We start from the raw sequence: 14,372 nt of genomic DNA, 5'->3' as shown, positions 1-14,372 counted from the left end.
TGAGCATGCTGCAAATTTCCGGCCTGAGCAAAAGCTTCCGGATCGACGGACGCAGTCTTCCGATTCTGGATATTCCTTCTTGGCAGGTGGAAAAAGGTGATAAGGTGGCGATTACCGGACCCAGCGGGTCCGGTAAAAGCACGTTGCTCCATTTAATCAGCGGAATTGCGGTGCCTGACAAGGGGGAGATCCACTTGGAGGGTCAACTCCTGCACACCATGACGGAATCGCAGCGAGATCGGCTTCGAGCTGCGAACATCGGATATGTGCTGCAGGATTTCCACCTGATTCCTTCCCTTACCGCCAGCCAAAATATCGAAATCGCAATGAACGCCAGTATACCCGCTAAGCGGAGAAAGACGCTCATCTCCGAGTGGCTGGAGAAGGTAGGCTTGCCGGACCGGGCGAAGCATATGCCTTCCCAGCTATCCCGGGGTCAGCAGCAGCGGGTGGCGATTGTCCGCGCGCTTGTGAACAATCCGCCGCTCGTGCTTGCGGATGAGCCCACCGGCAGTCTGGACTGGGAGACTGCGGATGAAATTTCGTCGCTTCTGCTTGATCTGAGCTCTTCCGGGCAGCAGACCCTGATTGTCGTCACGCATGACCTGAACATGGCGGAGCGCTTTCCGAAATGTCTGGATATCCGGGAACTGAACCGCGTTCGGAAGCATGCGGGGCATCAAGCAGGAAGAGGCGGCGAACAGGAGGTAAGCAACGGATGAATCTTTTTTCATTGTCGCTGCGCAATATCCGGCATCGGCTTTTTCTTTCTTTTCTTACCGTCTGCGCGATCGGGGCGACCGTCGCTTTTATCGTTCTGTTTTCGCTTTTCCGGGACAGCGTTGAGCAGGGGGCGGAAAAAGGATACGGTCCGTTCGATCTCGTCATTGGGGCGCAGGGCAGCGAAACTCAGCTTGTGCTGAACACGTTCTATCATATCGGAGCGCCTACCGGGAATATTCCGGCGAACGTACTGGAAGAGGCACGGCGCGATTCGGGCGTGGACAAGGCGTATGCCATGACGACCGGGGATAATTACAACGGATTTCCGGTAGTCGGCATCGATCCGGAGTATTTTCTGACACGGTACGGCGACCGCAATCTGAAAGAAGGCGCGTTGTATGCCAAGACGGGAGAAGCCGTTGTCGGATCGCATGTCGCTGAAACGCTCGGTCTGCATGTAGGTGATACGTTCACGGGTGCCCATGGGCTGGTGGAGGAAGAGGAGCATCATTCCGGCGAAGAGGAGACCGAGAATCACGCTGGTGAAGGACAATCAGAGGACCACGCCGGTGAAGGAGAATCGGAGGATCATACGGGCGAAGCAGAGGAACATTCGCATGAAGGCTTTTTGTATACGGTGACAGGTATCCTGCCCACACTGAACACACCGGATGACCGGGCGGTGTTCACTACCGTTGACTATGCTTGGGCGGTTCATGAGCTTCAAGGCGAGGAACGGGAGATTACGGCCGTTCTGGTCAAGCCGTCGACTCTGCTTGGCGCGCATAATCTGAAGCAGACGCTTGATGGCAATGGCGGGGTTCAGGCAGCCTATACAAGCAAGGCCGTGTCGGATGTGGTGAACGCAATCGACCAAGGTTCGCGTCTTGTCGAAATATTAGCCGGTCTGTGCGTGCTTCTTGCCGCGATTACGATTCTGCTGTCCTTGATCGCCGCCGCCGGAGAGCGCACCAAAGACGCCGGTCTGCTGCGGCTGCTGGGCAAGCCTAAGAGCTATGTATGGATGACGCTGATCAGTGAAGGTCTGATCCTGACGCTAACCGGCCTTGCAGCGGGCTTTCTTGCGGGACACTTGGCCGCGCTGATCTTTAGAGAAGTGCTCTTTGCCAAAGCGGGAGTCCGAATCAACCCTTATCTGTGGAACACCGATCACGGCTTTATAGCCGCGGGAACGATCGCGCTCGGGCTGCTGGCCTCGCTGATTCCCGCCTTCCGGATGTACCGGCTTCACCCGCTCGCTTTGTTTAAATCTTAGGAGGTAAGCTGCCTTATGAAGACAAGACAAAAGTTTCTGACCGCCGCGGCTGTGTGCCTTACCCTATTGCTGTCCGCATGCGGCAAGGATGGGCAAGAGACGTCGGCGTCTTCGTTTTCGTCGGTTCAGAACACCTCGGTATCTGCTGAAGAACAAGATCATTCCCAGGTCAACGAGGATAGGAAGGCAGCCGGAGATTCTGCTGCTGGCGGGGACTCTTCTTCGCCTGAAGTTTCCCCGGCCGTTTCTCCTTCCCCGGGTTCCGCCACCGCCGCTATCGCCTCTGCCGAACCGTCCCCGGGTTCTACTGCTGCCGCTCCCGGCTCTGCGGCACCATCTCCGGCGTCATCTGCGTTGGCTACACCGGATACGAAGCCAACGCCTGCCCCTAAGGCCGAAGCTTCAGATTCGGCGTCAGAGGCACAATCGGCCAAAGCAACGCCTTCTTCCGGAGGGCAGAAGGCAATTGCCAGCTCCAAGCCTGCGGCGCTTCCTGTCCACAGCGCCGAGGCCAAGCCGTCCGGTTCTAACCGGAAGGCTTCTGCTTCCGCCGCTCCTTCCCCTGCGCGCAAGCCGGTCTCTGCTTCGCCTTCGCCGTCAGCTTATGCTGACAACGGCAGCAAGACCCAAGCGTCGGCCTCCGCTGCTCCGGGGAATGCCGGAGAAGAGGCGGCCAAAAGCTCGGATAACGGCAGCCCGTCAGGCACGGTAAAGATCGGTTGGTCGGAATTTTTTGACGGGGGCGACCAGACCCGGCCGTCGGAGCGTTTCTGGGACCTCAGCGAGAGCAAAAGCAAAGTGACCATCAAAGGCTTTATGGGCGAGGTGCTATCCTTCGAGAAGCACTGGTTCCTGCTGATCCCTCAGCCTGGAGCCGAATGTCCTTTTGACAACGGGGACGAAACGTACTGGAACAAGATTATGATTGTATTTGTGCCGGACGATATTAAACTGAGACATAAATCGGGTCCGCTGCAGGTAACGGGACGGCTTGAGGTGGGGATTAAGATCGACGAGTCGGGATATAAGACCATGTTCCGGCTGTACGATGCATCCTTTGAGGAAATCAAGGAGTAACACTGGTTCTAAATGAAGGTTTGTCCGGGGATAGAGATCTTTCTCGCGGACAGACCTTTTTTTGAAATATTAGACTGTATGAGCTTCGCGCCTATCGTTTGGCCTTATATTTTTACTTTCCCCGGCAGCCAGGCGTCAACATCGTACCCCCGCTGCTCCCAGTAGCCGATATGCTCGCCTTCGATCAGCTCAATGCGGTTGAGCCATTTCACCGATTTATAGGCATACATTTGCGGAACGATAAGCCGTACGGGACCGCCGAGTTCATTTGTAATCGGCCTGCCGTCATGCATAACGGCGACCAGCACATCGTCCATCCGCGCTTGCTCCAGAGTGAGCGAATCGGTGTAAACGCCGTCCCCGGAATAAAATTTGACGCTTGTGGCGGTATTCTGCACCCCGGCCATGTCCATAAGCTTTGCAAGCGGGATGCCCTCCCATGTATTTTTATAGACCGACCAGCCTGTGATGCAGTGAAAATCGCTCACCTGTACCTCCCGCTGGAGCTTGACGAACTGCTCCCAGTTCCAGTTCAGCTTGTTGTCCACCAGACCGTCGACCTTAAAAGACCAGTTGGAATTGTCGAAAGAGGGGATGTCCGTCACCGTATAAATGCGGAAATGTCCTTCAGCGCCTCCGCCGATCGGCGGGGAAGACTGCGGCAGCGGAACGGGGTCGGGCAGAAGACGGTTGGCATTAGCCGCCGCAGACTCTCCCGCTGAAGGCAGCTGCAGCCACTGGCCCATCCAGCGGACAAAAGTAGGTCCAAGCGTGACCGCCAGCCCTGCGCCGATGGCGGCTTTGAGAAATCCGCGCCGCGTATAGATGGGCTGGGGCTGCGTGAGCCATTTTTCCGTTCTATTGGAAACTGCTGCGACTTTGGTTTCTTGTTCCGGCCGAATCGACCGCTTATCCGGTTCTTTAAGCCAGCGGGTGCGGGTAATCGAATGGTAAATAATAATCGGCAGTCCAATCCAGGTGAAGAGATCATGCGCCAGCAGCGCGGCATTGGCCGCCCGAGGACCGAAGGCTTTATACTGCCAAAGCACAATCCCCGATACAATCCAGCCGAACAGCAGCGTGAGCACTGTGATGACGTTGGCTTTTTGCGCCGGCTTCCCCTTCAGACGCTTCCAATGCTTGGCCGCCAGCAGCAGATAATAGACAACCGGAAGAAGCAGGACCAGCCCGGCCAGGATATGCCCCCATTTTAGCCAGACTCTGCCTTCCCCCAGCCATTCCCGCCAAAAAGCGCCCAGCAGCATCAAACCGCTTACAGCCAAGAACAGCACAAGCCAGGCGTTCCATGCGTGAATGGAGATCAGCTTTTTCCCATAGCCTTTCCGAATGCGCGCCAGCGATTGTTTTAGCATTGTGCTTCCTCCTTCCCAGAACCGGAGATATTTCAAGTTTTAATTAATTGTAACGCAAAAAGCAGGCATTGAATAATGCTTGGACACAGATCCAAAGGGCGAACCTTCCTAGCTTTTGGTAAGATTGAAGAAGGCAATTGCTATGGCACAAGAGGAGGCTGCCCACGGTGAAGCAGGAAACGATATTGCTGGTAGATGACGAGAAAGAAATTGTTGAGCTGCTTGAAATTTATTTTAACAATGAGGGTTATCGGCTGCTAAAAGCTTACAACGGCCTGGAGGCCATGAAATGGCTGGAGCAAGAGGAGGTGGATCTGATCATTCTGGATGTCATGATGCCCCATATGGACGGGATTGCCGCATGCCTGAAAATTCGCGAGGCTCGGAAAATGCCGATTATTATGCTGTCCGCTAAAAATACCGACATGGACAAAATTACAGGTCTCAGCCTTGGCGCGGACGATTATGTCGGCAAGCCGTTCAATCCGCTGGAGATCGTGGCCCGGGCCAAATCCCAGCTTCGCCGCTATCATAAATGGAACAAGGATTTCTCCTCCCGCAAAAGCGATCATGAGCTTCAGTTCGAGGATTTGCTTATCGATACCGCGAAGCATGAGGTCAGCGTGGATGGCCGAAGGGTTAAGCTGACACCCCGGGAGTTCGCTATTCTGGAGCTGCTGGCCCGTCATCAGGGTCAAGTGCTGAGCATGGAGCAGATTTATCGCAGCCTGTGGAACGAGCCTTTTCTTGACGGAGGGAATACGGTAATGGTACATATTCGCAATATCCGGGAAAAAATCGAGCTTAATCCGAAGCGCCCGCGTTATATTCAAACAGTCTGGGGAGTCGGCTATAAGCTGGATGGCCCATCCTAGATAGAGGAAAGGCGGGACACCCTTATGAACGGCAAATTTATCGCGACGATCCGCTGGAAGTTTATCCTGGCTTTTGTGCTTAGCAGTGTGACTGCGGCGGCGCTGCTGACAGCCTGCTACCAGTTGGTGAACTCAATGGTTTATATGAACTCGGGCCCTCCGAATGCTCCATACCGCCGGATTCTCCGGTGGATCATTAACCACATTGGCTCCGTACCTTTACTGACGACGGTGGGAATCGCCAGCTTTTTGCTCTTCTTTTTTATTTATACACGTAAAATCGTCTTGTACCTGGAGGAAATTACACAGGGCATTCAACAAATGACCAGAGTAGGGATGGCGCATAGAATCGAGGTCCGTACAGGAGACGAACTGGGGGTGCTGGCTGAAAATATCAACGAAATGGCCAAGCGTCTGCAGCACTCTCTGGAGGAGGAACGAAGGGCGGAAAATGCGAAAAACGACCTGATTACGGGTGTTTCTCATGATCTTCGGACTCCACTCACCTCTATCCTCGGATTTCTGGAATACATTGAGCGCGATCGCTGCCGGGAAGAAGCCGAGATGCGTTACTATGTGAGCATTGCCTATCAGAAAACATTGGTGCTGCAAAAGCTGATTGACGACTTGTTCGAATATACCCGTGTGAACGGCGGAGGACTGACGCTGGCGCTGCAAAAGCTTGATTTGAAGGCGTTCATGCGTCAACTGGCGGAAGAATCAGTCCCCGCGCTGGAGCAGGCAGGCATGACTTATCAAATAGTGGATGACGCCGCTGAGCTGTGGATCATGGCGTCCCCCCATGAATTGGTCCGGGCCTATGAGAACTTAATTACCAATGCGATCCGTTACGGAAAAGAAGGTAAGAAAGTGGAGATTGGACTCAGCCGTGAGGGCGATGAAGCGGTGGTGCGAATCCGTAATTTCGGCGAGCGGATCGCGGAAAGCGATTTGCCGCATATTTTCGAACGCTTTTACCGGGCGGAGCGCTCCCGTTCGCAGCATACCGGCGGGTCGGGGCTGGGTCTCGCCATCGCCCAAGGGATTATTGAGCGTCACAACGGCGTCATTTCCGCAGAAAGCGATATGAGCCGGACTGATTTTATTACCCGATTCCCCTTATGTGAGGAAGGGACGCCTGAACCAATATTAAGAAAATCTTAAGAAAAGACCTTGGCGGTTCTTAAGATTTAGCCGATATCCTTTAGCTTTAGGTTGGCAGTTGCCTAAATGCGAGGAGGAAAAAGCCATGAAAAGATTGTATACGGTGCGGTTCGGCTATTTATATATCACCGGCGGATGCGCTCTGTTGAGCGGCGTCCTGTTGTTTGTCGTCCGCAGGATGTTTGCCCTACTGTATGCTTGCTATTCGCCGGAATCGGCTTCCCTGTTTATCCGGGTATCGAACGGGATCATCAATATTATTGGGCGGACACCTTTATCCGTCATCTTGTATTTAACATGCTTCGGTCTTCTATATATGCTTCGATCCGAAATGCTGGCCCGTGATATGAAGGTGCTCCTGCGGGCATCGGAGGAACTGGCGGAAGGCGGCAAAATTTCGGAAGCCGCCGTTCGCTCCGGAGGAGAACTAGGGGAAATCGCTGCTAATTTGCAGCGAATCGGCAGAGGCAGATGGGAGAATTCACCCGATTCGTCCGGTTCGTACTCATCCGCAGATCCGGAGTCGTCTGGCAGCGTGTTCGGCGGGGAGGCTATCGCTCTCGTCCTAAGAACGAGAAGAATAATTCGAGAGCTGTCGGCGGCGGAATTAGAGATCCCCGACCGGAAGAGTGCTTTATATGCCCATCTGGAATCGATTCAAGTGGAATTGCTGGACATGGAACGCTCGCTTGAAAGCCTGGTTGTCTCATGAAGAAAATATTCGCTGTTTGGAGAGGAATGCCATATCCCCGTAACCACGGAATTCAGAGCCGGCGCATCGGTGTTCTCCGCTTCCTGTGCAGGCTGTTTGACGCGGGAGTGCTCGCTGTGATACTGGGACTGATGGCGCTCATATATATGTTCGTTTACGGAAGATATACTGTTCATCGTCATTCGGATCATCTGATTCTTCCCGAATCCAGCGTCATCGTGGCTTCGGACGGCACGCGTATCGGCCGGATTCCTTTGCCCGGGTCCGGTTACAGACAAACGGCCAAGCTGAAGGAAATGCCTGAGCTTCTGATCAAGGCGTTTATTGCCGTTGAGGACAAGCGCTTTTATAGCCATAATGGTATTGATTACAAGGGAATTCTGCGAGCGGCCGTGAACAATTCCGCTCGGATGAGACTTTCCGAGGGAGGGAGCAGCATTACACAGCAGCTTGCCCGCAGTCTCTATCTGAACAGAGACAGAACTATATTTCGCAAGCTTAATGAAGCCTCCATCGCCGTCGCTCTGGAAAGGCATCTGTCCAAGAATGAAATCCTGGAGCTGTATTTGAATGAAATCTATATGGGGAGAGGGATGTATGGCGTGAAGTCTGCGGCAGAGCGCTATTTCGGTGTCTCTGATCTGAATCGGCTGGAGATTTGGCAGATTGCTGTTTTGGCGGGAATTCCAAAAGGGCCTTCCGTTTATAATCCGGCGGATAACGCCGAGAGGTCGCTGGAAAGGCGCAAAATAGTTCTTGGCATCATGCGGCGCGAAGGTTTAATCACCGAGGGTGAAATGAGGGAGGCAGTCGTCAGCAAGTATGAGCCGCCCGGAGAAGCTGAAGATGGACCATCGGCCGTTTCTTATATGGAGGCATCGCTCCGCGAAGCGTCGCGGGTAACCGGCATACCGGTGAACAAGCTTCGAACGGGAGGGTATATGATTGAAACCGTGATGAACAAAGGAGCCCAGTCGGCGCTGGATAAGGCTTTTTTGAGGAAGGAACTCTTTCCTCCGGATGGCAAGGGCAGCAAGGCGGAGGCCGCCATGGTCATTATAAACCACCATAACGGCGAGATCGTTGCTATGACCGGCGGACGCAATCCCCGCGAAGGAGATCTGAACCGGGCGGTACTTGACGCCCGCCAGCCCGGCTCAGCCTTTAAGCCGATTATCGTTTACGGCCCCGCCCTGGAGAGCGGGAAGTTTACGCCTGAGAGCGTGCTGCCCGACCGGCCGTACGCTTATGGAAGCTATCGGCCCCAAAATATAAACAGCGCCTATGCGGGACAATTAACGATGAGTGCGGCGCTTCGAAAATCCGCCAACGCCCCGGCGGTATGGCTGCTAAGGCAGACGGGCCTTGCTTATGCGCGTCAGTTTGCATCCAGGCTTGGCATCGAGTTGACCGACGAGGACAATAACCTCTCTATAGCGCTTGGCGGGCTGCATAAAGGGGTGTCTCCGCTAAAGCTGGCCCAAGCCTATAGTGTGTTCGCAAGCGGCGGCTACTACCGGGAAGCCTTTACCGTCCGCCGAATTACAGACCGTCACGGAATCTTATTGTACGAGCATGCTCCGGCTGCTTCCCGGGTGATTTCGGCTCGAACTGCCGGGGAAATGACCGCCATGCTGCGGAACGTCGTCCAGGAAGGTACAGGTATAAAAGCGCAAATGAACAGACCGGTCGCCGGAAAGACCGGAACAACGGAACTGGATCTGCCGGCAACCGATCGCAAGGCGAATCGTGACATTTGGTTTGTCGGCTATACGCCAGAATGGACGGCCGCCGTGTGGATAGGGTTCGACCGAACCGACAGGGATAACTATATGACCGCAGGCAGCGGCACGGCAGCCGCCTTATTTGCCAGAGTTATGGAACCGGCCTTACGTCAGGCGCAGCGATAAGCTCTGATAAGCCTTAATGTGCCCAGTTTTCATGCCCCCTCCTTTTTCTTGCCCGGGGACATCAAAAATGCCGTTATCATGAAAAGGCGCATCCTCCCTTTAAAAAGGAGTAATGAGCCTCCTTGCAGCGGTTCCGCTTCCCATGGCTTACTCCGCCGCCCATTCCTCCAGCTTCCGGTCTCCCGGGAGAAGCAAGGCGATTAGGCCGAGAAGCGGCAGGAAGCCGCAGGCAATGAAGACATGGGTGATACCGACCATATCGATCATACGGCCGATGAACAGCGAACCGATGCCGCCAAGGCCGAAAGCCAGTCCGGTAATAAGCCCGGAGACGGTGCCGATATTGCCGGGATACAGCATTTGCGCATAAATGACGGTGACCGAGAAACTGGACAGCAGGATAAATCCGCCGATGAGCAGCAGCACGCCTGCCCAAAATTGCCCTACGAACGGGAGGGCAAGTCCGAACGGAACCGTTCCAACCATGGAGAACAGGATGAGATTCCGCCGTCCGAACCGGTCTGCTAGCGGGCCTCCGAAGAGAGTGCCCAGCGCTCCGGCAGCCAAGTACATAAAAATATAGTTCTGTGCGCTATCCAGCACCAGACCGTATTTATCCATTAGATAGAACGCATAGTAGCTTCCGATGGCCTGACCGTACCACGAACGAACAAAGACGATTAAGACCAGAACGATTGTTGCCCTCAAAATGCTTTTCCTTCTGGCGGGATCCATTGCACGGGACACGGTTTTTTTGCTGAACGTATAGCCGGCATCCAGCATCTCCCGGTACCACCGGGCTACATAGGTCTGCACCACGACACCGGCGGCCGCAATGATCGTAAAGCCCAAAGCGCCAATCTGTCCGAACGGGATAAAAATCCACTTCGTCAGCAGCGGGCCGAGCGACTGCCCTGCATTGCCTCCGACCTGAAAAATAGATTGGGACAACCCCTTTTTAAGACCGGCAGCCATATGCGCTACACGCATGCCTTCGGGATGGAAGGTCGCTGAGCCGAACCCGATCAGAATGACGGAGACCAGCACCAGCACATAATTATTGGCGTAGGCCAGCAGCATAACCCCCGTTAAAGTGCTGCCCATCCCGAGTGGAAGCAGGATCGGACGCGGATGGCGGTCTGCGGCGTAGCCGATGACTGGCTGTATAACCGAAGACGTAACGTTGAGCGCAAACGCTATCCATCCGATTTGGGCGAAGGAGAGCAGCATATTACTCTTAAGGATAGGAAAAATAGCCGGGATAACCGCCTGAATGGAATCGTTGAACAAGTGGACGAAACCGACGGCCAGCAGAATCCGATAGATCGTGGCCTGCTGAAGATTGCGCTGCTCTTTGGCAGCCACATTTACCTGCGATATTGTAGACGTTGATTGATTTCTCATAACAGCTCCTTTCTATATTAAGCCGGGCAATCGATATGGATTACGATAACTCGTTTTACTGTTTCACTGCAATGAACATTCTACAAAAACTATGAGATATACACCGATTAATACCTTTGTGTAATAGATAAATAGGGCTTGCTGAATAAACAAAAACTCTTACTCCCACAAGGAATAGAAGCCGTTTTTGTCGAAATCATCTGCAAGGAAATACTCGAAAAATGCAAAAAAACCTTGCAGATGGAGTGAATTATCATGTTTGAACGGATAGAATCGACCGACGATCTTCTCAAAGATTTTTACCTGCCCTTTGGCGGCAAACTGAACCCCAACAATCGGTGGGTGAAGCTGGCCAAGCTCGTTCCCTGGGAGCAAGCGGAAGAAAAATATGTAAAGGTGTTCGGCGCACCCGACGAAGGGCAAAAGGCGTATTCGGTACGTTTGGCTTTGGGCTCCCTGTTGATCAAGGAACGTCTAGGCTTAACCGACCGGGAAACCACTTTGCAGATCATGGAAAACCCCTATTTGCAGTATTTTCTGGGTTTTGGCGGTTACGTGGACAAAGAGCCCTTCCATCATTCCTTGATGACTCACTTTCGCGACCGGTTGGGTCCCGACATCCTTCACGAGATCAATGACTGGATCATAAAAGAAGGGCTGAAGGCCGAGCAGGAAGCAGCAAAAGCAGCGGCTAAAGCCAAGGAACAAACACGTGATGACGACGATGATCACCCGGGGGGTGGACAAATGGTCATGAAAATGGACGACACCCTAACGATTCTGGAAGTGGATACCACGCCGGAAAAGTCTCAACAAAAGGGCAAGGCCAAGTCCCTCTTTCGTCTTCTTCCCAATCCCGACGCACAAACCCATCGCGGCACGTTGATGCTGGATGCAACCTGTGCGCCTGCCGACATCAAGTATCCGACAGATCTGGGGCTATTGAATCATGCTCGTGAAATCCTGGAAGGTATCATTGACGCATTGCATCAGCCGCTGATCGGTCTGGCGGAGAAGCCGCGCACGTACCGCAGACAAGCCCGTAAAGCGTACCTGCTTGTATCTAAACAACGCCAGCCCAAAGGTAAAACGATCCGCAAAGCGGTCAAGAAGCAGCTCGGCTATGTGGGTCGGGATCTGCGAATCATTGAAAACCTGAGCCAGCAAACCTCGCTGAGTACTTTGAGCAAAATGACCTATCGCCGTTTGCTAGTCATTCGCGAACTGCACCGGCAGCAACAAGAAATGATGAATGGCGGAGTGCACCGGGTGGAGCATCGAATCGTAAGCATCGAACAGCCGCATGTCCGACCGATTGTCCGGGGAAAAGCCGGAGCGTCCGTCGAGTTTGGAGCCAAGATAGCAGCCAGTCTGTCCAACGGATACGCCTGGATCGAAACGATGCAATGGGACAACTTTAACGAATCGGGCACCCTGCAAGATGCGGTGAAATCGTACAAAGAGCGTTTTGGCGCGTATCCGGCGGTGATCCTGGCAGACAAGATCTACCGGAATCGAGAGAACCTTGCCTACTGTAAAGGGGTGGGCATTCGTCTCAGCGGCCCCAAACTGGGCAGGCCTTCAACAGAAAACCAGGCGACACACCGTAAGCAAGAACGGCAAGATGCAGCGGAACGCAATGCGATCGAAGGCAAGTTTGGAGAAGGCAAACGCCGCTACGGGTTAGGCTTGATTCGAGCGAAAGGCGCGGCAAGAAGCCTGACAGTAATCGCCCTTTCATTCATGGTCATGAATTTGGAGCGCCGGTTACGGGCTCTTTTTGTCCATTTTTTCGGCTGGATTTTCTATAGGCCACTTACCGGGTGTTAACCAAAACCGATATGTTGTTCAGCAAACTCTAAATAATTAATTTTAAAAAAAGTGTTGCAAGTTGAAGATAGGCATGATATATTATTTCTTGTCGCTCGCGAGGTTGTGATGAAGTTGAAAATCACGATTGAAAAAAAGAGTTGACGAACGAAGTTGAATATGTTATTCTATAATTCCTGTGCATGAGACGAAATATTCAAAATGCCGGGAGCAAGTTCTTTGAAAACTGAACAAATGGAACACGTTAATATAAATGATTCATGTGAATGAATCGTCAGTTTCAAATTGAGCTAATCGCTCTATCGATATCTGAATACGAAATCATCCGCTCAGCCGAGTTGGACCGATTTCATATTCGGCCGATGTTGCTCTGCAACATCTTTATTGGAGAGTTTGATCCTGGCTCAGGACGAACGCTGGCGGCGTGCCTAATACATGCAAGTCGAGCGGAGTCTTTTGGAGAGCTTGCTCTTCAAAAGACTTAGCGGCGGACGGGTGAGTAACACGTAGGCAACCTGCCCCTTGGACTGGGATAACTACCGGAAACGGTAGCTAATACCGGATAATTCCTCTTAGCTCCTGCTAGGAGGCTGAAAGGCGGAGCAATCTGTCACCAAGGGATGGGCCTGCGGCGCATTAGCTAGTTGGTGGGGTAACGGCTCACCAAGGCGACGATGCGTAGCCGACCTGAGAGGGTGAACGGCCACACTGGGACTGAGACACGGCCCAGACTCCTACGGGAGGCAGCAGTAGGGAATCTTCCGCAATGGGCGAAAGCCTGACGGAGCAACGCCGCGTGAGTGATGAAGGTTTTCGGATCGTAAAGCTCTGTTGCCAGGGAAGAACGTCTTGTAGAGTAACTGCTACAAGAGTGACGGTACCTGAGAAGAAAGCCCCGGCTAACTACGTGCCAGCAGCCGCGGTAATACGTAGGGGGCAAGCGTTGTCCGGAATTATTGGGCGTAAAGCGCGCGCAGGCGGCTGTTTAAGTCTGGTGTTTAAACCATGGGCTCAACCTGTGGTCGCACTGGAAACTGGGCAGCTTGAGTGCAGAAGAGGAAAGTGGAATTCCACGTGTAGCGGTGAAATGCGTAGAGATGTGGAGGAACACCAGTGGCGAAGGCGACTTTCTGGGCTGTAACTGACGCTGAGGCGCGAAAGCGTGGGGAGCAAACAGGATTAGATACCCTGGTAGTCCACGCCGTAAACGATGAGTGCTAGGTGTTAGGGGTTTCGATACCCTTGGTGCCGAAGTTAACACAGTAAGCACTCCGCCTGGGGAGTACGGTCGCAAGACTGAAACTCAAAGGAATTGACGGGGACCCGCACAAGCAGTGGAGTATGTGGTTTAATTCGAAGCAACGCGAAGAACCTTACCAGGTCTTGACATCCCTCTGAATCGTCTAGAGATAGGCGCGGCCTTCGGGACAGAGGAGACAGGTGGTGCATGGTTGTCGTCAGCTCGTGTCGTGAGATGTTGGGTTAAGTCCCGCAACGAGCGCAACCCTTGACTTTAGTTGCCAGCAGGTTGAGCTGGGCACTCTAGAGTGACTGCCGGTGACAAACCGGAGGAAGGTGGGGATGACGTCAAATCATCATGCCCCTTATGACCTGGGCTACACACGTACTACAATGGCCGGTACAACGGGAAGCGAAGCCGCGAGGCGGAGCCAATCTTAGAAAGCCGGTCTCAGTTCGGATTGCAGGCTGCAACTCGCCTGCATGAAGTCGGAATTGCTAGTAATCGCGGATCAGCATGCCGCGGTGAATACGTTCCCGGGTCTTGTACACACCGCCCGTCACACCACGAGAGTTTACAACACCCGAAGTCGGTGGGGTAACCGCAAGGAGCCAGCCGCCGAAGGTGGGGTAGATGATTGGGGTGAAGTCGTAACAAGGTAGCCGTATCGGAAGGTGCGGCTGGATCACCTCCTTTCTATGGAGAATCGTTTCCCGTGGCGGAAACATTCAAATATGGAAGTGTAAGCTTCCAAGCCTATGCTTTCGAAGCAGCTTTGCTTCGCAAAG

The 14,372-nt window shown here is 53.4% G+C and carries 10 protein-coding genes and 1 rRNA gene; 9 read left to right on the top strand and 2 right to left on the bottom strand.

Translation table 11 applies throughout. From position 1 onward, the window contains the following. The first annotated feature begins 5 nt into the window (after positions 1-5). Genes PDUR_RS23735 through PDUR_RS29410 form a run of 3 tightly spaced genes read left to right on the top strand, consistent with a single transcriptional unit; the run spans position 6 to position 3,076 of the window. Positions 6-722: an ABC transporter ATP-binding protein gene (locus tag PDUR_RS23735; protein WP_042208435.1), complete on the top strand. Its 717-nt coding sequence runs from the start codon at positions 6-8 to the stop codon at positions 720-722. Continuing rightward, entirely contained in the window at positions 719-1,999 is a 1,281-nt protein-coding gene (locus tag PDUR_RS23730; RefSeq protein ID WP_042208434.1) for an ABC transporter permease, read from the top strand. Before PDUR_RS23735 ends, PDUR_RS23730 begins: the two co-directional genes overlap by 4 nt. 15 nt (positions 2,000-2,014) lie before the next feature. Then, positions 2,015-3,076, top strand: coding sequence for a hypothetical protein (locus tag PDUR_RS29410; protein WP_042208433.1), 1,062 nt, complete (start codon positions 2,015-2,017; stop codon positions 3,074-3,076). Between the two features lie 104 nt (positions 3,077-3,180). On the opposite strand, the gene PDUR_RS23720 is transcribed toward PDUR_RS29410, so the two are convergent. Then, the gene (locus PDUR_RS23720; RefSeq protein ID WP_042208432.1) at positions 3,181-4,449 is read right to left on the bottom strand and encodes a molybdopterin-dependent oxidoreductase; all 1,269 of its coding nucleotides are present in this window, start codon (positions 4,447-4,449) and stop codon (positions 3,181-3,183) included. Positions 4,450-4,616: 167 nt separating this feature from the next. On the opposite strand from PDUR_RS23720, the gene PDUR_RS23715 reads away from it, so the two are divergent. The 4 genes from PDUR_RS23715 (at position 4,617) to PDUR_RS23700 (ending at position 9,110) form a co-directional block, all read left to right on the top strand. After that, positions 4,617-5,324: a response regulator transcription factor gene (locus PDUR_RS23715; protein ID WP_042208431.1), complete on the top strand. Its 708-nt coding sequence runs from the start codon at positions 4,617-4,619 to the stop codon at positions 5,322-5,324. A 24-nt stretch (positions 5,325-5,348) separates the two neighbouring features. After that, positions 5,349-6,488 carry a sensor histidine kinase gene (locus PDUR_RS23710; protein WP_042208430.1) on the top strand — a complete coding sequence of 380 codons (1,140 nt, stop codon included), beginning with the start codon at positions 5,349-5,351 and terminating at the stop codon, positions 6,486-6,488. Between the two features lie 85 nt (positions 6,489-6,573). Then, positions 6,574-7,200, top strand: a complete 627-nt coding sequence (locus PDUR_RS23705; protein WP_042208429.1) for a hypothetical protein — start codon at positions 6,574-6,576, stop codon at positions 7,198-7,200. Between the two features lie 26 nt (positions 7,201-7,226). Further along, a complete protein-coding gene (locus tag PDUR_RS23700; RefSeq protein WP_042208428.1) occupies positions 7,227-9,110 on the top strand; it encodes a transglycosylase domain-containing protein in 1,884 nt (627 codons plus the stop codon). Between the two features lie 147 nt (positions 9,111-9,257). On the opposite strand, the gene PDUR_RS23695 is transcribed toward PDUR_RS23700, so the two are convergent. Continuing rightward, complete coding sequence (locus PDUR_RS23695; RefSeq protein ID WP_081949633.1) at positions 9,258-10,514, bottom strand: MFS transporter; 1,257 nt, start codon at positions 10,512-10,514, stop codon at positions 9,258-9,260. Between the two features lie 255 nt (positions 10,515-10,769). On the opposite strand from PDUR_RS23695, the gene PDUR_RS23690 reads away from it, so the two are divergent. Next, positions 10,770-12,344 (top strand): IS5 family transposase, encoded by a 1,575-nt coding sequence (locus PDUR_RS23690; protein WP_042208304.1) that lies wholly within the window; start codon positions 10,770-10,772, stop codon positions 12,342-12,344. A gap of 381 nt (positions 12,345-12,725) precedes the next feature. Further along, positions 12,726-14,280, top strand: a 16S ribosomal RNA gene (locus PDUR_RS23685). Positions 14,281-14,372 lie beyond the last annotated feature (92 nt).

Origin of the sequence: Paenibacillus durus, from assembly GCF_000756615.1 — a bacterium.
Classification (GTDB): domain Bacteria; phylum Bacillota; class Bacilli; order Paenibacillales; family Paenibacillaceae; genus Paenibacillus_AQ; species Paenibacillus_AQ durus.
This window is presented reverse-complemented; position numbering and strand designations above follow the sequence as displayed.

What these genes read in the sequence shown, in the direction of transcription:
- PDUR_RS23710 (WP_042208430.1), top strand. Translation starts at nt 5,349, where the DNA reads ATGAACGGCAAATTTATCGCGACGATCCGCTGGAAGTTTATCCTGGCT.
- PDUR_RS23730 (WP_042208434.1), top strand. Translation starts at nt 719, where the DNA reads ATGAATCTTTTTTCATTGTCGCTGCGCAATATCCGGCATCGGCTTTTT.
- PDUR_RS23695 (WP_081949633.1), bottom strand. Translation starts at nt 10,514, where the DNA reads ATGAGAAATCAATCAACGTCTACAATATCGCAGGTAAATGTGGCTGCC.
- PDUR_RS23700 (WP_042208428.1), top strand. Translation starts at nt 7,227, where the DNA reads ATGCCATATCCCCGTAACCACGGAATTCAGAGCCGGCGCATCGGTGTT.
- PDUR_RS23690 (WP_042208304.1), top strand. Translation starts at nt 10,770, where the DNA reads ATGTTTGAACGGATAGAATCGACCGACGATCTTCTCAAAGATTTTTAC.
- PDUR_RS23735 (WP_042208435.1), top strand. Translation starts at nt 6, where the DNA reads ATGCTGCAAATTTCCGGCCTGAGCAAAAGCTTCCGGATCGACGGACGC.
- PDUR_RS29410 (WP_042208433.1), top strand. Translation starts at nt 2,015, where the DNA reads ATGAAGACAAGACAAAAGTTTCTGACCGCCGCGGCTGTGTGCCTTACC.
- PDUR_RS23720 (WP_042208432.1), bottom strand. Translation starts at nt 4,449, where the DNA reads ATGCTAAAACAATCGCTGGCGCGCATTCGGAAAGGCTATGGGAAAAAG.
- PDUR_RS23705 (WP_042208429.1), top strand. Translation starts at nt 6,574, where the DNA reads ATGAAAAGATTGTATACGGTGCGGTTCGGCTATTTATATATCACCGGC.